The sequence below is a fragment of the Luteibacter sp. UNCMF331Sha3.1 genome (assembly GCF_900109915.1).
GTDB lineage: Bacteria > Pseudomonadota > Gammaproteobacteria > Xanthomonadales > Rhodanobacteraceae > Luteibacter.
Genome location: NZ_FOBU01000002.1, coordinates 82,018 through 105,724, shown reverse-complemented (window position 1 = coordinate 105,724; position 23,707 = coordinate 82,018). Strand labels below are relative to the sequence as shown.

At 67.1% G+C, this 23,707-nt stretch carries 22 protein-coding genes; 8 read left to right on the top strand and 14 right to left on the bottom strand.

Translation table 11 applies throughout. The annotated features are described in order from the left end of the window. Positions 1 to 215: 215 nt before the first annotated feature. On the bottom strand, positions 216 to 1,454 hold the full coding sequence (locus BMX32_RS08755) for a tetratricopeptide repeat protein (protein WP_089977448.1): 1,239 nt from the start codon (positions 1,452 to 1,454) through the stop codon (positions 216 to 218). A 579-nt stretch (positions 1,455 to 2,033) separates the two neighbouring features. Here BMX32_RS08755 and BMX32_RS08750 point away from each other — a divergent pair. Then, entirely contained in the window at positions 2,034 to 3,041 is a 1,008-nt protein-coding gene (locus tag BMX32_RS08750; RefSeq protein ID WP_089977445.1) for a zinc-binding alcohol dehydrogenase family protein, read from the top strand. Here the strand turns inward: BMX32_RS08750 and BMX32_RS08745 are convergent. Genes BMX32_RS08745 through BMX32_RS08720 form a run of 6 tightly spaced genes read right to left on the bottom strand, consistent with a single transcriptional unit; the run spans position 3,038 to position 8,437 of the window. Next, complete coding sequence (locus BMX32_RS08745; RefSeq protein WP_089977443.1) at positions 3,038 to 4,972, bottom strand: response regulator; 1,935 nt, start codon at positions 4,970 to 4,972, stop codon at positions 3,038 to 3,040. The two genes, BMX32_RS08750 and BMX32_RS08745, sit on opposite strands and share 4 nt — an antisense overlap. Beyond that, complete coding sequence (locus BMX32_RS08740) at positions 4,959 to 5,810, bottom strand: sensor histidine kinase (protein ID WP_089977439.1); 852 nt, start codon at positions 5,808 to 5,810, stop codon at positions 4,959 to 4,961. Before BMX32_RS08740 ends, BMX32_RS08745 begins: the two co-directional genes overlap by 14 nt. Next, positions 5,807 to 6,820: an ATP-binding protein gene (locus tag BMX32_RS08735; RefSeq protein ID WP_089977435.1), complete on the bottom strand. Its 1,014-nt coding sequence runs from the start codon at positions 6,818 to 6,820 to the stop codon at positions 5,807 to 5,809. Before BMX32_RS08735 ends, BMX32_RS08740 begins: the two co-directional genes overlap by 4 nt. After that, complete coding sequence (locus BMX32_RS08730) at positions 6,811 to 7,215, bottom strand: anti-sigma regulatory factor (protein WP_089977431.1); 405 nt, start codon at positions 7,213 to 7,215, stop codon at positions 6,811 to 6,813. The genes BMX32_RS08735 and BMX32_RS08730 overlap by 10 nt, the downstream gene beginning before the upstream one ends. Further along, positions 7,212 to 7,574, bottom strand: coding sequence for an STAS domain-containing protein (locus BMX32_RS08725; RefSeq protein WP_089977428.1), 363 nt, complete (start codon positions 7,572 to 7,574; stop codon positions 7,212 to 7,214). The genes BMX32_RS08730 and BMX32_RS08725 overlap by 4 nt, the downstream gene beginning before the upstream one ends. Positions 7,575 to 7,579: 5 nt before the next feature. After that, positions 7,580 to 8,437, bottom strand: coding sequence for an STAS domain-containing protein (locus tag BMX32_RS08720; protein WP_089977425.1), 858 nt, complete (start codon positions 8,435 to 8,437; stop codon positions 7,580 to 7,582). A 145-nt stretch (positions 8,438 to 8,582) separates the two neighbouring features. On the opposite strand from BMX32_RS08720, the gene BMX32_RS08715 reads away from it, so the two are divergent. After that, a complete protein-coding gene (locus BMX32_RS08715) occupies positions 8,583 to 8,936 on the top strand; it encodes a response regulator (RefSeq protein ID WP_089977421.1) in 354 nt (117 codons plus the stop codon). A gap of 6 nt (positions 8,937 to 8,942) precedes the next feature. Here the strand turns inward: BMX32_RS08715 and BMX32_RS08710 are convergent, their stop codons facing one another. Beyond that, on the bottom strand, positions 8,943 to 9,326 hold the full coding sequence (locus BMX32_RS08710) for a nuclear transport factor 2 family protein (RefSeq protein WP_089977416.1): 384 nt from the start codon (positions 9,324 to 9,326) through the stop codon (positions 8,943 to 8,945). Positions 9,327 to 9,686: 360 nt separating this feature from the next. On the opposite strand from BMX32_RS08710, the gene BMX32_RS08705 reads away from it, so the two are divergent. The 3 genes from BMX32_RS08705 (at position 9,687) to BMX32_RS08695 (ending at position 13,499) form a co-directional block, all read left to right on the top strand. Further along, the gene (locus BMX32_RS08705) at positions 9,687 to 11,066 is read left to right on the top strand and encodes a hypothetical protein (RefSeq protein ID WP_089977412.1); all 1,380 of its coding nucleotides are present in this window, start codon (positions 9,687 to 9,689) and stop codon (positions 11,064 to 11,066) included. 76 nt (positions 11,067 to 11,142) lie between these two features. Next, a complete protein-coding gene (gene cycA, locus BMX32_RS08700) occupies positions 11,143 to 12,516 on the top strand; it encodes a D-serine/D-alanine/glycine transporter (protein WP_089977408.1) in 1,374 nt (457 codons plus the stop codon). 164 nt (positions 12,517 to 12,680) lie between these two features. Continuing rightward, a complete protein-coding gene (locus BMX32_RS08695; protein WP_089977404.1) occupies positions 12,681 to 13,499 on the top strand; it encodes a restriction endonuclease in 819 nt (272 codons plus the stop codon). A gap of 408 nt (positions 13,500 to 13,907) precedes the next feature. Here the strand turns inward: BMX32_RS08695 and BMX32_RS08690 are convergent, their stop codons facing one another. Next, complete coding sequence (locus BMX32_RS08690; protein WP_089977400.1) at positions 13,908 to 15,590, bottom strand: FAD-dependent oxidoreductase; 1,683 nt, start codon at positions 15,588 to 15,590, stop codon at positions 13,908 to 13,910. 149 nt (positions 15,591 to 15,739) lie between these two features. Next, positions 15,740 to 16,645, bottom strand: coding sequence for an AraC family transcriptional regulator (locus tag BMX32_RS08685; RefSeq protein ID WP_089977397.1), 906 nt, complete (start codon positions 16,643 to 16,645; stop codon positions 15,740 to 15,742). Positions 16,646 to 16,747: 102 nt separating this feature from the next. Here BMX32_RS08685 and BMX32_RS08680 point away from each other — a divergent pair, with 102 nt between their 5' ends. Beyond that, on the top strand, positions 16,748 to 17,491 hold the full coding sequence (locus BMX32_RS08680) for an SDR family oxidoreductase (protein WP_089977391.1): 744 nt from the start codon (positions 16,748 to 16,750) through the stop codon (positions 17,489 to 17,491). An 11-nt stretch (positions 17,492 to 17,502) separates the two neighbouring features. Here BMX32_RS08680 and BMX32_RS08675 read toward each other — a convergent pair whose 3' ends face one another. Both BMX32_RS08675 and BMX32_RS08670 read right to left on the bottom strand, forming a co-directional pair. Next, positions 17,503 to 18,741: an MFS transporter gene (locus BMX32_RS08675; RefSeq protein ID WP_343123853.1), complete on the bottom strand. Its 1,239-nt coding sequence runs from the start codon at positions 18,739 to 18,741 to the stop codon at positions 17,503 to 17,505. Continuing rightward, on the bottom strand, positions 18,707 to 19,129 hold the full coding sequence (locus tag BMX32_RS08670; protein WP_244511479.1) for a (R)-mandelonitrile lyase: 423 nt from the start codon (positions 19,127 to 19,129) through the stop codon (positions 18,707 to 18,709). Before BMX32_RS08670 ends, BMX32_RS08675 begins: the two co-directional genes overlap by 35 nt. Positions 19,130 to 19,247: 118 nt before the next feature. On the opposite strand from BMX32_RS08670, the gene BMX32_RS08665 reads away from it, so the two are divergent. Then, on the top strand, positions 19,248 to 20,144 hold the full coding sequence (locus tag BMX32_RS08665; RefSeq protein ID WP_089980139.1) for a LysR family transcriptional regulator: 897 nt from the start codon (positions 19,248 to 19,250) through the stop codon (positions 20,142 to 20,144). 268 nt (positions 20,145 to 20,412) lie between these two features. After that, positions 20,413 to 20,805 carry a VOC family protein gene (locus BMX32_RS08660; protein WP_089977385.1) on the top strand — a complete coding sequence of 131 codons (393 nt, stop codon included), beginning with the start codon at positions 20,413 to 20,415 and terminating at the stop codon, positions 20,803 to 20,805. 51 nt (positions 20,806 to 20,856) lie between these two features. Here the strand turns inward: BMX32_RS08660 and BMX32_RS08655 are convergent, their stop codons facing one another. Next, complete coding sequence (locus tag BMX32_RS08655) at positions 20,857 to 22,911, bottom strand: 2Fe-2S iron-sulfur cluster-binding protein (RefSeq protein WP_089977381.1); 2,055 nt, start codon at positions 22,909 to 22,911, stop codon at positions 20,857 to 20,859. A gap of 11 nt (positions 22,912 to 22,922) precedes the next feature. Then, complete coding sequence (locus BMX32_RS08650) at positions 22,923 to 23,534, bottom strand: glutathione S-transferase family protein (RefSeq protein WP_089977377.1); 612 nt, start codon at positions 23,532 to 23,534, stop codon at positions 22,923 to 22,925. Positions 23,535 to 23,707: the final 173 nt, after the last annotated feature.

The following is a 23,707-nucleotide window of genomic DNA, read 5'->3' as shown; positions in this document are numbered from 1 at the left end:
TTGCCCTATGTACGGACCCCGACGGAACATCCGGCGGCGGTCGCTCCGCCGATGTTCCTCGCTGGCGCACGGCGCCGGGAAGCGCCGGAAGTCACGGACGCAAGTTCCTGCGCCGGGACACCAGCAAGGTCGCTCTGGTGGGAGCCAGCCTGCTGGCGAACGGGTCTTGCCGCGGACGTGCTAGCGCCAGCAGGCTGGCTCCCACCCAGGATGGGTTACCAGAACCGCCACCAGCTCCGCTTTTCCAGCTTGCGCAGCGCCTTCAGGTGCCCCCGCGTGGCCGCCTTGCGATACCAGGCCCGAGCGATGGACGGATTGCGTGGCACGCCGTCGCCGCGCTCGTGGAGCAGGCCGAGGTCGAACTGGGCGTCGGCGTGACCGCTGCCCGCCGCGCTGCGCAGCAGGCGCACCACCTCGTCGACCCGCCGGGGCACGCCGCGGCCGGCGTCGATCATCGTCGCCAGTGCGTACTGGGCGGGCACATGGTGGCGCTCGGCGGCGAGTGCCAGCCAGCGGACCGCCTCGCGATCGTTGCGGGCCACGCCGTCGCCGGCGGCGAGGCGCTGGCCGAGAAGGAACTGCGCGGAAGCATCCTGCGGACCGATCTGCGCCAGGCGATCGGGCTCGTCGTCCGCCGTCGCCGCCGCGGCCTCGAGTTCGTCCAGCAGGCGGCGCGCTTCGCTGTCGCCCTGCGCGGCCGCGCGGCCGAACCAGTGGCGCGCCTGCTCGCGATCCTCGGGCTGCGCGCTGGCTTCGGCGTAGAGCTTGCCCAGCGCGAACTGCGCCGTGCCGTTACCCATCTCCGCCGCGCGGCGGTAATGGTGTGCGCCCATCGCCGTGTCGCGGGGCACGCCGATGCCGTCGCAGTACATGTGCGCGAGGCTGCACAGCGCGTCCGCGTAGCCACGCGATTCCGGATCGCCGCGCTCCACCGCCTTCGTGTAGAACGCGAACGCGAGCTCCGCGTCGCGCGGCACGCCACGCCCGAAATAGTGCGACACGCCGAGGTTCACACAGGCCTGCACGTGCCCCTGGTCGGCGGCCAGGCCCCACCAGCGCAGCGCCTCCTGCCGATCGGCCACCACGCCGTGCCCCCGCGCGTGCAGCATGCCGAGTGCGCACTGCGCTTCCGGCGAGCCGGTTTCCGCCGCGCGACGGTACCAGCCGGCCGCTTCGAACGGATCGCGCGACACGCCGAGGCCGTCCGCGAAATGCGTGGCCAGACGGCATTGGCTTTCCACATGGCCCTGCTCGGCCGCACGACGGAACCACTGCACGGCGCGCGCGTGGTTCTGCGTGACATGCTCGCCCGCGGCGTACATGAGCCCCACGCGATACTGCGCCACGGCGTCGCCGAGCTGCGCCTCCTTCTCGAGACGGCCGAATCGCTGCAAGGCGTCCATCTCGGCCGTGAAGCGCCGATCGACGAGTACGCCCGATTTCCCCTCCGACATCCCGTTCCCCTGAAAACGTCCGTCGTGACGGGGCGGATCATAGTGGGGAAGCGGGTTGAAAGATATGGGGTTTTTTCCCCGGCTGTCGGGTGTGGTGCGTCGTCACCGTCACGCCGCCACAGGCCGGTCTCCGCGGTCTCGGCTTCCGGGGGTGTGCTGGACGTTCCAGAGCCGATGTTACGTGGTCGCGACAACCGATCGCTCCGCGGTGGATACCGGCGTGCGCCGGTATGACGGTGAGGGGGTGCATGACGGTGAGGGGGCGCATGACGAGGAGGGGGGTGCACGCGGTGAGGGGCGTGCGTGGAGGCGTGTGAGGGCACCGCGTCGTGTCCCGTTCGCCCCACCGTCATACCGGCGTACGCCGGTATCCACGGCCTCGGTTTCCGAGGGTGCCGATGTTCCGTGGTGCGGCGAGCGGGGTACGCCCCAGCGTCACGAACGTCCGGTGCGCGGCCCGTCGCCGTGGCGCGACCCCCGCGCGATTTTCCGCGTAGCAGTGAAAGTGATCCCGCGGCGCGCGTCTTTTTCGGCCCGTCGTGGAAGCGGACCATGAGCCATCCTCAACGGAGCCATCCCATGAAAGCCATCGTCTACACCCATGCCGGCCTGCCCATCGACGACGCCAACGCGCTGGTCGAGATGGACCTGCCGAAGCCGTCCCCTGGCCCGCGCGACCTGCTCGTCGCCGTGCGCGCCGTGTCCGTGAATCCCGTGGACACCAAGGTCCGCAACAAGATGGCGGTCACGGCGCCGCGCGTGCTGGGATTCGACGCCGTCGGAACCGTCGCGGCGGTGGGCAGCGACGTCACGCTGTTCAAGGCGGGCGACGAGGTCTACTACGCCGGCTCCATCGTCCGCCCGGGCAGCAACGCCGAATTCCAGCTGGTCGACGAGCGCATCGTGGGCCACAAGCCGCGCACTCTCGACGACGCGCACGCCGCCGCCCTGCCCCTGACGGCACTCACCGCCTGGGAAATGCTCTTCGACCGGATGAACATCGAGGAAGGCGGCCACGACGGCGAGACGCTGCTGGTCATCGGCGCGGGCGGTGGCGTGGGCTCCATCCTCGTGCAGCTCGCCCGTCGCTTGACGAAGCTCAAGGTGATCGGCACGGCCTCGCGTGACGAAACGGCCAGCTGGGTCCGCGAACTCGGCGCGCACCACGTCATCGACCACTCGAAGCCGCTGGAACCGCAACTGCAGGCGCTGGGTATCGCGAACGTCGATCACATCGCCAGCCTCACCCACACCGACGACTACTTCGACCAGATCGCGGCCATCGTGAAGCCGCAGGGCCGGTTCGGCCTCATCGACGATCCGAAGGCCATCGACGTGACGAAGCTGAAGAGCAAGGCCGTCTCGCTGCACTGGGAATCGATGTTCACGCGCTCGACCTACGAGACCCCGGACATCGTCCGCCAGCACGAGATCCTCGAGCGCGTCGCGGCGCTCATCGACGACGGCACGCTGCGCACCATCCTCGGCGAGCACTTCGGCCGCATCACGGCCGACAACCTGCGCCGCGCCCATCAGCTCATCGAGAGCCACAAGGCGAAGGGCAAGATCGTGCTCGAAGGCTTCTAATCGAGCATCTGGCGCACGCGCGCGAGAAGATCGTCGACCTCGAATGGCTTAGCGATCAGATCCATGTCACGACTCAGGAAACGCGACCGCTCGGTCGCGTTTTCCGCATAGCCTGTCATGAACAGCACCGGCAGCGCCGGACGCCACGCACGCGCCGCCTCGGCCAGCTCGCGGCCGTCGAGCCCGGGCATGCCGATGTCGGTCAGCAGAAGGTCGAACTCATCGTCGCCCCGCAGCATCGACAGGGCGAGATCCGTGTCGCCCGTATCGACGCAGACGTAACCCGACCCGCGGAGCATCTCCACGACGAACAGGCGCAGGGATTCGGTGTCTTCCACGACGAGGATACGTTCGCCGCGACCACCGGCGATCGGACCCTCCTTCACCGCCGTCATCGCGATCTCGCCTTCGCTGGCCGGCAGCACCAGCGACACCGACGTGCCCTGGCCGACCGTGCTGCGGATGCGTGCTTCGCCACCGGACTGTCGGGCGAAGCCGTAGATCATCGACAACCCCAGGCCGGTGCCCTGGCCGAGCGGCTTGGTGGTGAAGAACGGCTCGAACACTTTCTCCAGGATCTCCGGCGCGATACCCGACCCGGAATCGGTGACCGTGACATGCACGTAATCGCCGTCGGGCAGCGACACGTCGCCGGCCAGTCGCTGCAAGCCCGTCGTGACGCGGATGGTGCCGCCGTCGGGCATCGCATCGCGCGCGTTGATGACGAGGTTGATCACCGCGTTCTCGAGCTGGTTCATGTCCACCTGCGCGACGACCGGCGATGTCGACAGTTCGAGTTCCAGCAGGATGCGCTCGCTCAGCGTGCGACGCAGCATGTCTTCCAGCGAGTGCACCGTGGCGTTGACGTCGGTCGCCTTCGTATCGAGCGGCTGCTGCCGCGCGAACGCGAGCAGGCGATGCGTGAGCGCCGCGGCCCGGCGCGCCGAACCGAGCACGGCGTCGCCGAAGCGCTGGACCTTGTCGAGCCGACCGGCTTCCACCTGGCGGTTGATCAGGTCGATGCCGGTGATGATGCTGGTGAGCAGGTTGTTGAAATCGTGCGCGATGCCACCCGTGAGCTTGCCGAGCGCGTCCATCTTCTGCGCCTGCAAGAGCTGCGACTCCGTGCGTTCGCGCTCGGCGATCTCGATCGCGAGGCGGCTGTGCGCGGTGTCGATGCGCTGCAGCTGCTCGCGCTCGCGGCGCCGCTGCTCGGTGACGTCCTCCACGAACACGAGCCCGCCTTCCGCGCGGTAAGGCGATACGCGCCACTCCGTTTCGCGCACGCCGGAGCGCGAGCGCATGCACAGCACGCCGCGCCAGCGCTGGTTGGCTTCCAGGTGCGCGCGCATCTGCGCCAGCGCTTCGCCCTGCCCTGGCTCGAAGCATGCCTTCAGCTGGCCTTCGCAACCCGCGTCGCGCAGCATGCGATCGAATGCTTCGTTGGAGTCGAGGATGTCGAGCCCACCGTCGACCACGGCGATCGGTGCCGCGATGTTGGTGAAGATCTCGCGGAAGCGCGCCTCGGCCGCACGGAGTTCGTCTTCCGTATCGCGCACGCGCATCAGCGTGCGCAGCGTCGCCAGCAGCACGTCCGGATCCACCGGGTGGATCAGGTAGGCATCCGCGCCGTTGTCGAGGCCGGTGATCAGATCGCCGGTGTCGATCGACGCGGCGGACACGTGGATCACGGGGAGCAGCATCGTCTCCGGCGCCGCGCGCAGCTTGCGCACGATGTCGAAGCCGCTCATGTCGGGCAGGTTCACATCGAGGATCACCGCCGCGAAATCGATGTCGGCGAGCAAGGCTTCGCCTTCCGCACCAGTACCCGCCTCGCGCGCGTCGTAACCCGCACGCTCCACGACACGGCGCATCGCGTAACGCGTCGCGGCGTTGTCGTCGACGATCAGCAGGCGGTTATGGCGTGGCATCGGGCACCTCGGCCGTCAAGGTGAGGGGCAGCACCACGTGGAAGACGGAACCCTTGCCGGGAACGCTGGTGACGCCGACCTCGCCCCCGAGGAGGTGGGCGAACTGGCGGCAGATCGACAGGCCGAGGCCCGTGCCACGCAGCCGCTTCTGCAACGGCGAATCTACCTGCGTGAAATCCTCGAACAGCGAGGGCAGCATGTCGTCGGGGATGCCGATCCCCGTATCGCTGACGGCGAAGCGCACGCGTCCGTCGCCTTCGAGGTGGGCCGACACCCGCACTTCGCCGCGCGGCGTGAACTTCAGCGCGTTCGAAATGAAGTTGCGCAGGATCTGCGAAAGCTTCTTGTCGTCGGTATACAGCTTCGGCATGTTCTCCGGATCTTCGAAGATCAGGTCGGCTTCCGTGGCATCCACGATCGGCCGGAACGTACCGCGAAGCGCGGTGAAGAGATCCATCAGCTCGAACCACGCGGGCGAGATGGTGATGCGTCCCGCCTCGATCTTCGCGAGATCGAGCAGGTCGTCCACCATGTCGCTCAGCTCGCGCGCGGCGGTCGCCACGAACGACACCTGCCGCTGCTGCTCGGGGTTCAGCGGGCCGTCCATCCCGTCGCTCATGAGCCGCGCGATGCTGAGGATGGACCCGAGCGGCGTGCGGAATTCGTGGCTCATGTACGAGAGGAAACGGCTCTTCAGCTCGGATGCCTGGCGCAGCTGCTCCGCCTGCTTGTCGAGCTCGGCGTACAGGGCGAGCACGCCCTGATTGGTCTCTTCCAGCTCGGCCCGCAGCGCCTCGTTCTCCGCGGCGATCCGTGCGATGTCGTCGTTGCCGCTCATAGGCCGCTTCCGAGGGTCATGGCGAGAAGGGTGATGTCGTCGCGTTCGCGGTTGAAATCGCGGAACAGCAGCGCGGTGACGACCGCCGGATGGCGAATGGCGAGGCCGGGGTATTCCTTGAGGTTCCACCGCGATTGCAGGCCGTCGCTGTACATCACGAGCAGCTTGTCGCGCGACGCCGGGAAATCGAACGACTGCGCACGACGCGCCTGCAGACCGACGATGCCGGGATGCGAGGCGAGACCACGCGAGCCCTCGAGCGTGATCAGGCCACCGGCGATGTTGCCGATGCCCGAATAACGAAGGACGCCCGTGGCGCCGTCGTACTGCGCCACGGCGGCGGCGCCGCCCCGCGTTCCCGTCATCCCCGCGTTGAGCGATGCCATGAGCGTCACCGGTTCCTCGAACGCATGATCGCGGAATACGGCAAGGCCGGCGGCCGCGGCTTCATGGGCCGGAACGCCGTGACCGAGGCCATCGATCAGCAGCAACGACGCCTTGTCGCCGCTGAGTCCGAGGCCCCAGCCATCGCCACAGACCGTCTCGTCGCGCATCCGCTGCTGCGTCGCGCCGAAGCGGATGTCGACGCGGCCGGAACCCTTCGGATACACGCGCGACATCACGACCGACCCGCGATGGTCGGAATAGATGTCCATCACGTCGCTCTGTCGCTTCACCGCGCCGAGGCCTTCGCCGCGGGTGCCGCCGGTGGAGAATCCGTCGGGCAGGCAATCCGCGAGATTGAAGCCGGGGCCGCGATCGACCGCGGTGACTTCGACACCGAAGGCACCCTTGCCCTGTACCACGGCGATGTGGATCTCGCCGCTACGCGCATGTTTCAGCACGTTCGTGGAGAGCTCCGTCGCGACCAGTGCCACGCGGCCCGCGTCCGTGACATCGAAGCCGGCGCCGGTGGCGGCGAGCTGTGCGAGGCGACGTGCGTGGCCGATCTGCGTGGCGTCTTCGATGGCGACGATGCGGGTCGGTTCGCCGAGGTAGGTCACGTCCATTTGCAGATCGTCACGCGCGTACCGGCGCCTGGCGCGCTCTCCAGCGAGAACTCGTCCACGAGGCGCCGCGCACCCGTCAGGCCGAGGCCGAGGCCACCGCCGGAGGTCCAGCCATCGGTCATGGCGAGTTTCACATCGGGGATGCCCGGACCGTCGTCACGGAAAATCAGGCGCAGGCCACGCCGCGCACCGTCTTCCAGTAGCTCCCAGTCCATGTGCCCGCCGCCGCCGTAGATGACCGCGTTGCGCGCGAGTTCGCTCGCGGCGGTGATCAGCTTGGTCTGGTCGACGAGGCGCAGGCCGCACTCGATCGACAGCTTGCGCGCGGTCTGGCGGGCGAGCACGACGTCCTGCTCGATCGCCACCGCCTGGCTGCCTTGCCGGAGCGTACTCATCGCGATTGCAGGCGGTCGCGCAGCAACCGCATGCCGCGCTCCACGTCGAGCGCCGTGATCACGCCGGGCAAGGTCAGACCCAGCTCCACCAGCGTGATGGCCACGGCGGGCTGCATGCCGACCACGACGGTTTCGGCATCCATGATCTTGGAGAGCCCGGAGATCGTGGCGATCATCCGGCCGATGAAGGAGTCGACGATGTCGAGCGCCGAGATGTCGATCAGCACGCCGCGCGCGCCCGTGCCGCTGATGCGCTCGGAGAGGTCGTCCTGCAGCGTCATGGCGAGCTGGTCGTGCATGTCGACCTGGATGGTGACGAGCAGGAACTCGCCCATCCGGAGAATGGGAATGCGCTCCATGGGCGTCAGGCGCCCTTGGTGACGACGAAACCCGAACGCTTCAGCGCCACCGCGAGCGCGTCGGCGAGGTTCGCCTTCGTGACGATGCCCTGCAGGTCGAGGCCGAGGTGGACGATGGTCTGCGCGATCTGCGGACGCACGCCCGAGATGATCGCGTCGGCGCCCATCAGGCGGATGGCCGTGACCGTCTTCAGCAGGTGCTGCGCCACGAGCGTATCCACGGTGGGCACGCCGGTGATGTCGATGATGGCGATCTCGGCGCCGGTCTCGACGATGCGCTGGAGCAGCGATTCCATCACCACCTGGGTGCGCTGCGAGTCGAGTGTGCCGATCATCGGCAGCGCCAGCACGCCATCCCAGAGCTTCACGACGGGGGTCGACAGCTCGAGCAGTTCTTCCTGCTGGCGGGCGATGACTTCCTCGCGGGACTTCTGGAAGGTGCGGACCGTGTGCAGACCGAGGCCGTCGAGCAGCTCGGAAACGGCCCAGACCTGGCTGGCGAAGTCCGCTGGATCCTTGCCGTACTCGGCCTGGAGCAGCTCGAACAGCGGATGCTTCAGCGAAAAGATGAAGTTCGCCGTGTGCTGGGAGTCGAAGCCCTGCAGGGCGCGGCTGCGCGAAAGACGCTCCAGGAACGTGCGTGCCTCGCTCCACTCGTTGCCGGCCATGCCGTTGACGTCGCCCATGGCGGCGCCTGCGGCGAGCACGCGGAGGAATTCCTTCGTCTGCGATTCGAACTCGGCCTGGCTGATGCGGGAGTCGCGCGCGGCGCCACTCGCGTCGAGGTTGGCGTGCCAGCTCGCGAGGAGCGGTCCTTCGTTCTTGCGGATCACATCGATCGTGCGTTGCGACAGTGCGGACATGGTTACCCCCTCGAAAACGCTATGATGGAGGCTGCCTTCACACAATGGAATAGTGCGTACGTCGTCGAACGCGTTGACATCGTGTTCACGCCGAAACCGCTAATCCGTCACGTGATATCACCCTCCACAGGTCCGAGCCACGCCCATGTCCGCCGCACAAAACAAGGTCGTGCTCCTCGTCGAAGACGACGATTCGATCCGCGACCTGTCCGAGATGATTCTCGACATGGAAGGCTATACCGTGCACACCGCGCGCAACGCCGACGAAGCCGAGAAATGGCTCGCCACCGGCAAGGCCGACGTGCTGTTCACCGATATCCGCATGCCCGGGACGATCTCCGGCCAGGAGCTGGCGACGCGCCACAGCGACATGCCGGTGCTCGTGACCTCCGGCGAGGCGAAGGAGCAGCACGACTGGGTGAAGGATCCCATGCGCTATCTGGCCAAGCCGTACGACCGGAAATCGCTGCTGCACGCCATCGCCGCGCTCGCCGCCTGACGGACTTCAGGCGCGGTCGACTACCTGGCTGATCCGGTTTTCGGCGAAACGGAACGTCGACGTCCCATCCATTTCGATGACGGTGCCGGCACCCGGGCCGTCCGGGATGTCCTCGGCGATTTCACCGTGGAACGCGACGATCGCCATGACCTCGTCGCCCTCCTCGTGGAGCTCTTCGATCGTCTGACGGCGCGACGCGAACAAGGCGGCGCCAACACGGGCGAGCTTCTCGAACTCGGCCTTGCCGTCCGTCGCCACGCTCAGATCCCCGCCGGCGTGGTGCTCGAAGCGAACGTCGTCCGTGAGCACGGCGAGCATGCCCTCGATGTCGAGGCGGTTATACGCCTCGATATATTGCTCGATGAGGGCCTGACGGGCGGCGTCGATCATGTGGATGGTCCAGTCGGGTAGTCGCTCCGGATACTACCCGTGTCCGACATGTCCGCGAACCGTCCGTGGACACCCGAACCTGCAGGTTGCTGGCGATGGGAGCCTGCCGCGGACCCCATCGCGGCCAAGGCCGCTCCCACAGCGGCGCCCCCGGTGGGAGCCAGCCTGCTGGCGATGGGTGCTTGCCGCAAATCCCATCGCGGCCAAAGCCGCTCCCACAGCGGCGGGCCCGGTGGGAGCCAGCCTGCTGGCGATGGATGCTTGCCGCGGACCCATCGCGGCCAAGGCCGCTCCCACGGAACGGTGTGACGGGCTGGCCTGCGAATTGCAGCGGGCGGGACCATCGCAAGGAGCTCCGCTATGGCAGGCCACTCGATCCGCACCATCCTCGTCGCCATCGCCATCGCCATCGCCGCGCCGGCGTCCGCGCGCGACGCACCGCCGATCCACTACGACATCGCGGTACACGCCGACGGCGTGGTCGACGTCCGCGCATCCACAACCATCGACGACACCGGCTCCCTCGCGCTGGCCGCCCCGTGGCCCGGTGCCGACGACATCCGTGTGGATCGTGGCCGCGTCGACACCTCCGCGCCGGGGCGTTGGGTGGTGCACGCGGCACCCGGCGATGTCGTGACACTCACCTGGCGACCCCGCCGGTCTACCCATCCGGACACCATCGGATACGACACGTGGCAATCGGTACTGGTGCGGTCCGATGCGGTCGTCGCGGCCGGCCAGTCGATATTCGCGCTGCCGGAGGATGTCGAGGCACGGAAAGCGACGGTACGTTGGTCGGTCCCGACGGACTGGCGGGTATCCACGACGCTGATACAGGGCACGCAGTCGATGCGACAGGTGCGGCTGAGCGGTTTCATGGCCGGAACGCGCGTCGTCACCGAGACCCGGGAACTCACCGGCGCGACGCTTCGCGTATCGTCCCTCGACACGTCGCGCGGCGACACCGCCGCGACGGCCGACGCGGTCGCCGCCGCGGTGACGCGCATCGTGCCGCCGAAACGCCGACACGACATCACCGTGAACCTCGTCGGCATGAACGACGCGTTCGCCGCGCTGTCGACGAGCGCGCTGCCGCGGGGCGCCATGTCGTATCGCACGCGCAGCATGTCGCCGGGTGTCGAGCGCGCACGACTCGTCCTCGCCGCCGTGCAGGATGACGACCCGGACATCGACGCCGCCACGGCGTGGTACACGCAGGGCTTCGCGGCCTGGCGTGCGATGACGATGATCCGTCCACTGATCGAACCGGCAGATCTCGCGCGCATGCTCGACGAAACGACGGTGCGCTACGGCGATTCGCCGTTCCGGCGCGTGCCGAATGCCCGCGTCGCCGCCGAGTTCGGCACCTCGCCAGACCTTCGCCGCATGGCGGCGGCGCGCGGCGAGCTTTTCGCATCGCTCCTCGATGCCCGGATCCGCGAGGCGACCTCGGGTACCGCGTCGCTGCAGGATGCGCTGGCGCGCATGCCCGACGACCCGGACGATCCGGGCGCGGCCCTGATGCAGGCCGTCACCGCGGTCGGCGGTGGCGATATCGGGCCGGTCTATCGTCGCTACATCGTGGACGGCGAACTGCTGCAGCTGCCGCGGAATGCGTACGGCGCGTGCTTCAGCGTGGGCACCGTGGCGGACTGGTCCGGCTGGCAGACACAGCATGTGTTCGCGAAGGCGGGGTGCGAGGCCCCGCCCTCGCCGACCCTCGTCTCCACCGGAACCTAGGCGGCGGCCTGGACCGATTGCCCCGCCCGCCGCATGACCGTATGGTGCCCGTTCCGTCCCAACCCCGAGCCGCCCGATGTCGCATCCGCAGGATTCCTCTTCCGAGCACCTCAGGCGAAGCCTGTCGAACCGCCACCTGCAGCTGATCGCCATCGGCGGCGCCATCGGAACCGGACTCTTCATGGGCTCGGGCAAGACGATCAGCCTCGCCGGGCCGTCGATCCTGCTGGTGTATCTCATCATCGGCGTGATGCTGTTCTTCGTCATGCGCGCCATGGGCGAGCTGTTGCTCTCCAACCTCGAGTACAAGTCGTTCATCGACTTCTCGACGGATCTGCTCGGCCCCTGGGCCGGGTTCTTCTGCGGCTGGACCTACTGGTTCTGCTGGATCATCACCGCCATCGCGGATGTGATCGCCATCGCGTCGTACGCGCAGTTCTGGTTCCCCGGCCTCGCGCCATGGATACCCGCCTTGCTCTGCGTGCTGTTGCTGCTGGGCCTCAACCTCACCACCGTGCGCCTCTTCGGCGAGCTGGAATTCTGGTTCGCGCTCATCAAGATCGTCGCCATCTGCGTGTTGATCGTCACCGGCTTCGGCATGGTGGCGTGGGCCTTCCGCTCGCCCGATGGCCACGTGGCGGCGCTGTCGAACCTATGGAGCGACGGCGGCATGTTCCCGATGGGCATCACCGGGTTCTTCGCCGGGTTCCAGATCGCCGTGTTCGCCTTCGTCGGCATCGAACTGGTCGGCACCACCGCCGCCGAGACCGCGGATCCGGAGCGCAACCTGCCCAAGGCGATCAACTCGATTCCGGTACGCATCATCCTGTTCTACGTGCTGTCGCTGGTCGTGATCATGTCGGTGACGCCGTGGCGCCAGGTGCTGCCCGGCAAGAGCCCGTTCGTGGAACTCTTCGTGCTCGCCGGCATCCCCGCCGCCGCCAGCCTCATCAACTTCGTGGTGCTGACGTCGGCGACGTCGTCGGCCAACAGCGGCATTTTCTCCACCAGCCGCATGCTCTACGGCCTGGCCGAAGAAGACCATGCACCGTCGGCGTTCAAGCGCCTGTCGAAGGCGGCCGTGCCGTCGCGCGGCCTGCTCTTCTCGTGCATCTGCCTGCTGGGCGGCGCGATGCTCGTGTATCTGGACGCCGACCTCGTCAACGCGTTCACGCTGGTGACCACGCTGGCGGCGATCCTCTTCATGTTCGTGTGGTCGCTGATCCTCGTGGCCTACATGGCATACCGGAAGAAGCGTCCCGAGCTCCACGCGGTGTCGGCGTACAAGATGCCCGGTGGCGTGGCGATGTGCTGGGCGTGCCTGGTGTTCTTCGCGTTCGTGCTGGTACTGCTCGCACTGGAGGCCGACACGCGCAAGGCGCTGATCGCCAGCCCGGTATGGTTCGCGATCCTCGGCGTGGGGTACGCGCTGCGTCGTGGCAAGGCCTGACGCCGGATTCGTTGTAGTCCTTCGCCTACAGGACGCCACCCGAAAATTGGGTATAGTCCGGCGCTACCGGGCGACCGGCCGCAGGGGGCGGCGTCGCAGGGAGACAGGGGGAGAACCATGGCAGTCCGTCGACACGCCCATGTGCGCCGCGTAAGGAACGACCGATGAGCACGGGCTTCAAGCCCGTGGATTTCCGTCACGACGACGCGCTGACGCGCGTCTCGTGGGACGAGTTCGAGCGACTGATCGCCGCGTATTACCGCGGCCAGGGGTTCGACGTGGACCATGTGGGCACGGGCGCCGGCGGCCGCCGCACCGATGGCGGGATCGACATGATCCTGCGCCAGGGGCTCGAGACCATCGTCGTGCAGTGCAAGCACTGGAACTGCTGGAAGGTGCCGCACAACGATGTGCACCAGCTCATCGGCGTGATGCACACCGCGGCGGCGACCGGCGCGATCGTGATCACCTCGGGTGAATTCACCAACGCCGCCATCGAGGCAGCCGCGAAGTTCCGGCACATCCGTCTGATCGATGGCAAGGTGGTGCGCGCCATGCTCGGCCCCATCGAGGAGCCGGCCATGCCGCACCTGACCCTCGACGCCATGCCCTCATGGGTTTCCCGGGCGAGGCATCGCGGCGCCCCGACGCGCACGCCGGCACTGGCCATCGCGGGCGCGTTCCTGACGATGCTGCTGGCACTGGGTGTGCTCTACACCTATTACATGGCGTCGTTCCAGAAAGCGGAGCTCGACATCATGCGCGCGGCGACGTCGCAGGCCACGCGTCAGATCGCGGCGGTCGCGGCAAGGCCATCCGCCCCGTTCATCCGCGCCACGCAGCAGCGTGAGGCGTCCACGCTCAACGGCCACCCCGTCATCGTGCACGACACGCCGACGACCAAGGCCGAGATCGCGGATTGGGAAGCGAAGAACGCCGAGTCGATGCGCATCCTGGAAAAGACGACGCCGTCGGTGCCGTAACCCGCCTACGATCTGGAGAAATCACGGTGGGACCCAGCCTGCTGGCGAATGGGGTCATGTCGCAGACCCATCGCGGCCAAGGCCGCTCCCACACGAATAGCGACGCCGCGATGCGCTCTTGTAGGAGCCGCTATAGCGGCGAGCTCTGGTAACAGCGTGCCACAACGCCAGACCGATCCTGTTGTGGTGGGAGCCAGCCTGCTGGCGAATGGGGTCATGTCGCAGACCCATCGCGGCCAAGGCCGCTCCCACACGAATAACCACGCCGCGATGCGCTCTTGTAGGAGCCGCTATAGCGGCGAGCTCTGGTAACAGCGTGCCACAACGCCAGACCGATCCTGTTGTGGTGGGAGCCAGCCTGCTGGCGAAGGGGACTTGCCGCGAGCCAACGGGATCCCACCGGAGCGTCTATGGCCCAGCTGCGTCGAACGGTACGCGTTGGCCGGCTCTCAGGCAGTCCAGATCACGATTGATGGTGGCGACCGCTACCACGTGGCCATTCTTCACGTAGCGCACTTCGGCGTCTTTCGCCTCGACCGAGCCGAACACCTGGATGTCGTCCCATGCATCCGCGTGCCCGACATAACGTACCGTGACGTCGTAATGCACGCTCCAGAAATACGGCGCCTCGTCGTAGGCGTCGCCCCGACCGAGCATCGCGGCGGCGGCGATCTGGCCGAGGCGTTCGGCGACCACCCAATGCTCGATGCGCACAGACTCGCCCATCGGCCCCGGATACCTGGCGATGTCGCCCGCGGCAAAGATGTCGGGATCGGACGTGCGCATCGAGCGATCGACGATGACGCCGCGATCCACGTCGAGGCCTGCCATCTGCGCCAGCGCCAGGCGTGGTGTGACGCCGATGCCGAGCACCACGCGCGACGCCGCGACGGTGGATCCGTCGTCGAGCGTCACCTGCCCATCCTCGTAGGCCACGGCACGCCGCCCGAGGTGGAACGTCACGCCGTTTTCCTCGTGCAGGCGCTGGATCAGCGCACCGATCCGAGGGCCGAGCTTGCTCGCGAGCGGCACGGGCTCGGGGCCGATCACGTGCACGGCAACGTTCCGTTGCCGCAACGAACCCGCCACCTCCATGCCGATGAAACTGCTGCCGATCACGGCGACGGTCTGCGACGGATCGATATCGGCGATGATCGCTTCGGCGTCCTTCATGCGGCGCACCGTGTGCACGTGCGCGTGATCGAAACCCGGTGCCTGTGGCCGAATGGGCTCGGCACCCGTGGCGAGCAACAGTTTGTCGTACTCGAGCGTCTCGCTCGCCATGTGGGAGCCAGCCTGCTGGCGATCGGGCGCTCGCGGCGAGCCTGCACCCGATAAAAACGTCACAGCACGCGCCTTCGCGTCGATCGCGGTGACGTTGGCGTTCAGGCGAAGGTCGATGCCAAGGCCCGCATAGAAAGCCTCGTCCTTCAGCGGCATCCACTCCGGCTCCGCCGTGCCCGCGAGGTAATCCTTCGACACATTCGGCCGGTCGTACGGCGCATCGGTATCCGCGCTCAGCATGGTCAGCGTGCCATCGAAGCCGAGCGCGCGCAGACGCTGTGCGGCAGCGAAGCCGGAAGCACCGCCGCCAACGATGACGATTTGACGGGAGCCGGCATCCGAGGCGTCGTTGTGGGAAGCGTGCTGGCGCGCGACGGGTGCTTGCGGCGAGCTCCCATTCGCGCGCGAGCGCGCTTCCCACAAGAGCGCGTCGGCTTCCTGCTCGCGCGAGACCGGTGCATCGAGTTTCTCGCGGACGAACACCTTTCCGTCGATTTCCTCGACGCGCCAGCACGCGAGCGGCGACAGCGCAGGGGCCTTCGTCGCAAGGCCATTCCGCAGGTCGAAACACGCGTGGTGCCACGGGCAGTGGATGTGGTCGCCGACACGCAGTCCCTCGTGCAGCGGGCCGCTGTAGTGGCTGCATGCGGCCGCGATGGCGGTCAGCCCGGCGCTGGTACGCGCCAGCATCACCGCCTCGCCGTCGACGTGCCCGGCGAACACGCCACCTTCAGGGATTCTGGAAACCTCGACACCCAGCGCAAGGTCGGGCCCGATGGTCAGGGGATCGGCGACTACGTCGGTCATGGCTGTCTCCCGGGCATGGCTGGCTGGGAAACCAATGTAGGCGTCGTAAGAGGCGGTGGCTAGGAGGTTCCGGGTGCGCTCCGTGTTGCCTTACGGGCGACAATCGCCAAGGCGGTCGGCTTCCACCGGCGCGTCCCGTCGCCTCATCTTCAGGTCACCCCGGCGTCTCGAGCGAAGCGCATCGGCGGCATGCCGACGTGTCGCGCAAACGCGACGCTGAACGTGCTGGCCGAGCTGTAGCCCACGCGCTCGGCCACCTCGGCCACCGTGCCTTCGTTCCGGCGCAGGAGGTTCTTCGCGATCGCCATGCGCCAGGCGAGCAGGTATTCCATGGGGGCGACGCCCACCGCGCGGCTGAAGCGCTCGAAGAACGACGAGCGCGACAGTGCGGCTTCCTTCGCGAGTTGCACAACCGTCCATGCGCGTGTCGGGTCTTCGTGCATCCGGCGGATGGCGACGCCGAGGCGTGCGTCGGCAAGGCCGCGCAACAGACCGGGCGAGGCGTCCGTGCCCGCCGTCGAACGAAGCGCTTCGATGAAGAGTACTTCCAGCAAACGCGCCAGCACGACGTCGCGTGCGGGGCGTTCCTGTCGCGCTTCGTCGCTCACCAGCTGCACCAGCGTCGACAGCCGCGGATCGCCGCGCACGAGCACGCGTCGCGGAAGCAGTGAAACCAGCAACGTCGCATCGGGCGAGTCGAACGAGCAGAGGCCCGCCAGCATGCGCAGTTCGTGCGGGCCGTCCTGACGACCCTGCCGATACGTGCCGTCGGCCATCCGCGTCGGCTCGCGATCGATGTCGTCCGGGAGCGGCGGCTCCATGCCGCGCAGCAGTGTCTCGCGCCACACCGGCAGCAGCACGAAATCGCCTGGTTGCAGGACGGTCGGTTCCTCGCCCTCCACGTCGAGCATGCACTGCCCTTCGAGGATCACGCAGTAGACCGACTCGCCCACCACCGCGTGCCGCACACCCCAGCGACCGGCGGCGGCGACGATCTTGGAGCGCCGCAAGCCGGGCTGCAGCAGCGTGACTACCTCGGATAGCGGATCGATCATCGCCGGACTCTCGCAAATGAAACGCGGACTCTGGATTGTAGCAAGTCCGGCCGAGGGCACCTATCTTGGTCGGCACGCCCCACCCCTTCTCAAGGAGTCCCCGTGCAAACCGTACTGATCACCGGCTGTTCGTCCGGCTTCGGCCTCGACGCCGCCCGCTATTTCCTCGACAAGGGCTGGAACGTCGTCGCCACGATGCGCACGCCGCGCGCCGACCTATTTCCCGTCTCCGACCGGCTCCGCGTGCTCGCGCTCGATGTCACGGACGCCGCGAGCATCCGCGCAGCGATCGAAGCCGCCGGCCCCGTCGACGTGCTGGTCAACAACGCCGGCATCGGCATGCTGGCCGCGCTGGAAGGCACGCCGATGGATACCGTGCGCGACATCTTCGAGGCCAACACGCTTGGCACCATCGCGATGACGCAGGCGGTGCTTCCGCAGTTCCGCGAGCGCAAGGCAGGCGTGGTGATCAACGTCACCTCGAGCGTCACCTACCGCTCGCTGCCGTTGCTGTCCGTCTACACGGCGAGCAAGGCCGCGGTGAACGCGTTCACCGAATCGCTGGCGCTGGAACTCGCGCCCTTCGACATCCGCGTGCGACTGGTGCTGCCGGGGCGCGCTCCCGACACGCGCTTCGGCGAGAACGCGATGACGCGCATGCAGGCAGGCGCACCGGGTGCCTATGCGGACTTCACGCAGAACGCGTTCGCGAACCTGCGCGCCGACGGTCCGGTGACCACAGCGCAGGACGTGTCCGAGGCGATCTGGTACGCGGCGACGGACGCGGCGAGCCCGATGCGTATCCCCGCAGGCGCGGATGCGGTGGAGTGGTCGCGCGAGGGTTGACACTCCGGCTATCAGCCGACGGGCACGGGTGCCCGCCACGCATGCATCCGTGCCGCACCTGCAGCGACGACCGCCGAAATCACCAGCAGACCCGCGCTGGCGGCGAACGTCGCGCGGTGACCCAGCGTGTCGAACAACACACCCCCCACCGTGGCACCCAGCGTGATTGCGAGCTGGACCACCGCGACCATCAGACCACCGCCAGCTTCGGCGTCATCGGGCAGCGTTCGGCTGAGCCAGGTCCACCAGCCCACCGGCGCAGATGTACCGAGCAGGCCCCAGGCGGCAAGAAGAAGAGCCGTGATACCGACGTGCGCCCCGCCTGCGAGGAGGGCTGCCACAACGACCGCCATGAGCAGCGGAATGACGATCAAGGTGTGGTGCAGGCGCCGATCGAGGAATCGCCCGATGACCACCGTGCCGACGCAGCCGGCGGCTCCTACCGTCAGCAACAGGTAGGACAGGGTTGCGACGTCCACGCGCGTGACCTTCTCCAGGAATGGCCGCAGATAAGTGAACATCGCGAACTGCCCCATGAAAAACAGGCCGACCGCGAACATGCCCCACGCCACCTGCGGTCGGCGGAAGAGCTTCAGCACGTTGGTGTGCTGCGCACGCCCCGATGCCGCCATCGCGGGCAGACTAATGGACTGCCAGATCAGTGCGACGAACGCGATCGGCACCACGCAGAACAACGCCCATCGCCATCCGACGGTCGCACCGAGAAAGCTGCCCACCGGTGCGGCGGCGACCGTTGCCAGCGCGTTACCGCCGTTGATGACCGCCATCGCACGCGGCACGGCATCGGCAGGAACGAGGCGCATGGCCGCGGCCGCCGACATCGACCAGAAGCCACCGATCGCGATGCCGATCAAGGCGCGGCCGAGCATGAACAGCGAACCGTCCGGCGCGAAGCCGACGATGCCACCGGACACGATCATCAGGGACGTCAACGCCAGCAGCAGGCGTTTTCTGTCCAGCCGGCGCGCCAGCGTCGCGATCGACAGACTCGTCACCAACGCGAACGCGCCCGAGATCGCGATCGCCTGACCCGCACGCCCTTCGGTGATATGCAGGTCGGCGGCGATCGGAGTCAGCAAGCTGACCGGCATGAATTCCGACGCGACGAGCGCGAAAGCACCAAGCGACATCGCGAGCACGCCGGCCCAGGCCGCCGGTGTCGTTACAGAATGCGAAGGCATGAATGGCTTGCCCTCAATCCGGCTCGACGGCCGCGGCGTAGTCGGCATCGGAAACCTGTTCCATCCACGCGACGGGCGAGCCATTGAGCCATTCCTGTACCGCGATGTGGCTCATCGCGGTGGTGTCGGTGGCGCCGTGCCAGTGCTTCTGCCCGCAATCGCAAAATACGACGTCGCCGGCACGGATCTCCTTCTTCGGGCCGCCTTCGCACTGCGTCCAGCCACGGCCGGAAAGCACCACGAGGTGTTGACCCAGCGGATGGGTGTGCCACGCGGTCCGCGCGCCGGGCTCGAAGGTGACCAGTGCCGCCGAGACGCGGCCGGGTTCCGCGGTGTCGAACACCGGGTCGATGCGAACGTCCCCGGTGAAGTAATCGCGCGGGCCTTTCGCCGAGGGGCGGGATCCATTGCGGTAAATGCGCATGGGCATGGGCATGGGAATCTCCATGGAGGACTGACCCTTGAGTCTGTCCCACGCGGACCATGCCTACTAGATGATGAATGCTTAACGAGCCCATTAGATTGACTAATGAATGGCCGTGTCAGACTGGGCCATGGCCAAACGCAATCTCCATGAACTCCAGGCGTTCGTGACCGTTGCCCGGGAGCGCAGCTTCACGCGCGCCGCAGCTCAACTCGGCGTTACCCAGTCCGCACTGAGTCAGTCCGTACGAGCGCTGGAGGCACGGCTGGATATCCGGCTGCTGAGCCGCACGACACGAAGCGTGTCGCCGACCGAAGCAGGCGAACGTCTGCTTCATGCGATCGGCCGTCGCTTCGATGAAATCGAATCCGAGCTCGACGCGCTGACCGCGATGCGCGACAAGCCCGGCGGCACGGTGCGCATTACCTGTGGCGACCACGTGCTACAGGACATCCTACTGCCGAAGCTGGGACCCTTGCTTCGCGAATACCCCGATGTGCACGTGGAGTTCGACGTGAGCTATGGCTTCCGCGACATCGTGGCCGATCGCTTCGATGCCGGCGTACGACTCGGCGAGAGCATCGACAAGGACATGATCGCCGTGCCCATCGGGCCACACATCCGCATGGCCGCGGTGGGATCACCCGATTACTTCGCACGCCGCGCGGCGCCGAAGAAGCCCGCCGATCTGTTGGCGCACAACTGCATCAACCTTCGGTTACCGACTTACGGCGGCCTGTACGCGTGGGAGTTCGAGCGCAAGGGTCGCCCGATCAACGTGCACGTGGAAGGCCAGCTCACGTTCAACACCGCGCCGCACATCGCGCTCGCCGCAGTCGAGGGCCTCGGCATCGCGTTCCTTCCCGAGGCCGAGTGCATGCCCTACCTCGCCGACGGCAAGCTGATGCGTGTGCTTGACGACTGGTGCCCGCCCTTTCCCGGCTATTACCTCTATTACCCCGGCAGGCGCCAGCCGTCTCCCGCATTCACACTGGTGCTCGAGGCATTGCGGTGGCGTGGCGCCTGAGCGCACGCATCTCCTTCGACGGACGACCTAAGGCATGACCCTTGTCGATCCAGAGCACGCAAACGCCGGTGGACGAAGTACGCTGCGGCATTCCGGGCCAGACACTCGTCATCGAAGGGCCGTTCTGGCTGGCTGCCCGACGATGAAGCGTGTTGGCCCTCGCGACGGACGTGGCCGGCATGCCGGTCGGCTCATTCGGCGGCTGACTGGCGCCGCGCCGGTGTTGTATCGTCACCCGTCACCTGCCTGACGGAATGCCGGAACAGCCATGTCGCTCATCGACCACATCGAGTTTGCCGTCACCGATGCCAAGGTATCGCATGCTTTCTATAAAGCGGCGCTCGCACCGCTGGGGGTCACCCTCATCAAATCGTTCGGTCCGAAGGACACCAACAACCGCGGCAATCGTCACGGCTTCGGTCGGGACGGCTATCCGAGCTTCTGGATCCACGACCACGCCCCGCCCAGCCAAGGCAACCACGTGGCTTTCTCGGCGGCGAGTCGCGCGGAGGTGCGCGCATTCCACGAAGCGGCGCTCGCAGCCGGTGGCAAGGACAACGGCCCTCCCGGTATCCGTGACCACTACCACGCCCGCTATTACGCCGCGTTCGTGCTCGATCCGGACGGCATCAACGTCGAGGCGGTCTACCAGGGCGAGTAGGCCCGGTACGCTCGACTAAACGACGTCGACGCCGTTGAATCGATCGCTCTGTCAGATATCGAGCTGGACGGGACCGCTGCCCTCCGCCGGCCGCGCGCAACAGATCAGCACTTCGTCGTCGGGCACCGTCAGTTCGGTCGGCGTCGGATAGGCGACGCGACCGCTGACGAGCTTAGTCCGGCAGCTGCCGCAGGTTCCGCCGCGGCAACTGTATTCCGGGGTCAGCCCGCGCTGTTCGGCGAGGTCGAGCAGGCTGCCCGAATCGGGTAACCAGCGCGCCTCCTTCGCCGAGCGCATGAAGAGGACCGGCACAGGGTCTGCCGAAACCGGAACCAGCGGTTTCGTCGTGGCAGCGGCATCCGGCACGCGCGCCAGACGCGACGGTCCGAAGGTTTCCGCGTGGATGCGCGCATCGTCGACATTCAGTTTCCGCAGCCCGTCATACACGTCCTGCATGAAGCCGGCGGGACCGCATACATAGAAATCGTAATCGTCGAATGGCAGGTACGACTTCAGCAGGTCGGCACTGAAGCGCCCTTCCACATCGAAATCCTTGCCGCTTTCCGCACCATCGGCGCGACCGAGGATGCTGACGAGGTGAAGCTTGCCGTTCGCCGCCGCCACCAGCGAGGCGAACTCGTCCGAGAACGCCCGCTCCTCGCGCGAACGGGCCGACTGGAATACCCACATGGGCCGCAGGTAACGTGTCCGCAGGCCCTCGTGGACGACGTGCCTGACCATGGCCAACGGGGGGGTAACGCCGACGCCCGCGGCGATGAAGACAGCCGGACGACGGGTCGACGCATCGATGACGAACGCGCCATCCGGCGCCCGGGCGTCGATGATGTCGCCCACCGCCAGGTGGTCGTGCAGATGGGCGGAAACCATGCCTTCGCGCTTCACGCTGATACGAAGTTGCGAATCGGCCGGCCCACTTGACAACGTATACGTCCGCAGGACGGGCGCATCGAACCCGGGAATCGCGACCCGGATCGGCAGATGCTGCCCCGGTTTGATCGCGGGCATGCCGACACCGTCCGCCGGAGCCAGATGGAACGAACGGATGGACCGGCTCTCGTCGACGATGGATTCGACGCGATAAGGCCGCCACTGGCGAGCGAGTTCGGCCGCGCGCATGCGCGACACGGCGTCGCTCCAGCTACCGGTGATCAGCGAGTTCGGCGAGGCACCCTCCTCGACGCGCGTCCAGCGCAGCGGAAGGCCCGCAGGCCGATGAACGATGTGTTCCGGCGTAAAGCGCCACATCCGTTCCGCACCCACGAACGCCGGAATTTCCGGTGCGTCGAGGAAGACCTCGCTCCGGCCGGTCATTTGCAGGAGATCACCGGTCTCGGCGTCGACGAAGACGAGTCCCGCGCGGGGATTCAGCAGGAAATTACCCAGCGTGTTGAAGAAGAGATTGCCGGAAAAGTCGGGGATCGTCAGGGTGCCGTTCTCGTCGATGTCGACGAAGCCGGGCTTGCCGCCGCGGTGCGATGCGTCGACCTGCGTCACGCCATCGCGCACGACGTACGACGCCACGTAGAAATGATCGGCCTGCCCGATCATCTCCTTCGCTCGTTCGTCGAGCGCGGTCGACCATCGGGGCTCGCCAGGCGGATGTGTGTCGATACGATAGTTGCGCAGCTGGATGTACTGCGGGCAGTTGCCATAGCTCTGCGTGGGAACGATTTCGAAGCCACCCTGCCCTTCGCGGCGAATCGTGCCGTTGAGCCGATTGCGTCGGCGTGTATGGAGTTCGATGCCCAGCATGCCGATCGCGTTGCCGTCCTCCATCCCGGCGTCGGCCGGGTCGTCCGGCTCGCGAGGAAGCTCCAGAAGGAGGCTCCGGGGATGGGGCGAACGCATGAACCCTGGCTCTCGCGCACGTAACGTGGCCCAGGGACGGCCAAGCGTATCGACCGCCCCCAGCACCACGAAGGGCAGCTGCGCGTAGAAGTCGCGATGCTGGTCCGGCATGTAGTCCCGAGCCAGCTGACGCTGGCCCGGACCCTTCATGCGCTCCTCGACGCCAACGCTGCGCTGAAGCGTCAGCTCGCCTTCGTGCCACGGAGACGCGGTAACAGGACTCAGTAACGTCTCCATGGCCACTCCCCTCACGCCGCCAGGCCGACGGGCGTCTTGTCGAACGCGACGAAGCCTGGCAGAGCCTCGATCCGCTGCAACCATGCAAGCACGTTGGCGTAACCGGAGGTATCGACATTGCCTTCCGGCGCGGCGGACACATAGCTATAAAGCGCGACGTCGGCGATGGTCGGTTGATCTCCCGCAAGCCACGGCGCGTTGGCCAGCTCCGCGTTCATCACACCGAGCAGCGCGTGCGCCTTCTTGATGGCGAGCGGGGCATCCAGCGACGCGCCGAACACCGTCACGAGGCGTGCCGCGGCGGGTCCGTGTGCCAATTCACCGGCAGCGACCGAAAGCCAGCGCTGCACGCGCGCGGATTCCGCGGCGGATTCGGGCAGCCAGTCCTTACGATCGAAACGCTTCGCGAGGTAGACGAGGATCGCATTCGAGTCGCTGACCGCCGCGTCGCCGTCGACCAGCACGGGCACCTGGCCGAACGGGTTGATCTGGAGGAACGCCTCCGTCTTGTGCTCACCCTTCTTGAGGTCGACGAACGCCTGTTCGTAGTCAGCACCGAGAAGGCCGAGAAACAGCAGGGCACGATGCGAGTGGCCGGAAAGGTTGTGGTAGTAGAGTTTCATGGGATGTCCAGATGGCGTGGAAGGCGACGGATCGGTGTGGAAGCGAGTGTCCATGGGGCGGCGAGCCCGGTAAACGATGCGGAGCGCAATGAACTGTTTCGCGCCGCGGTTCAATCCACGCCGCGTGCCGGTTGAAGCAAGGGATCGTCGCGCACCGCCTGGCTCGCCAGGTC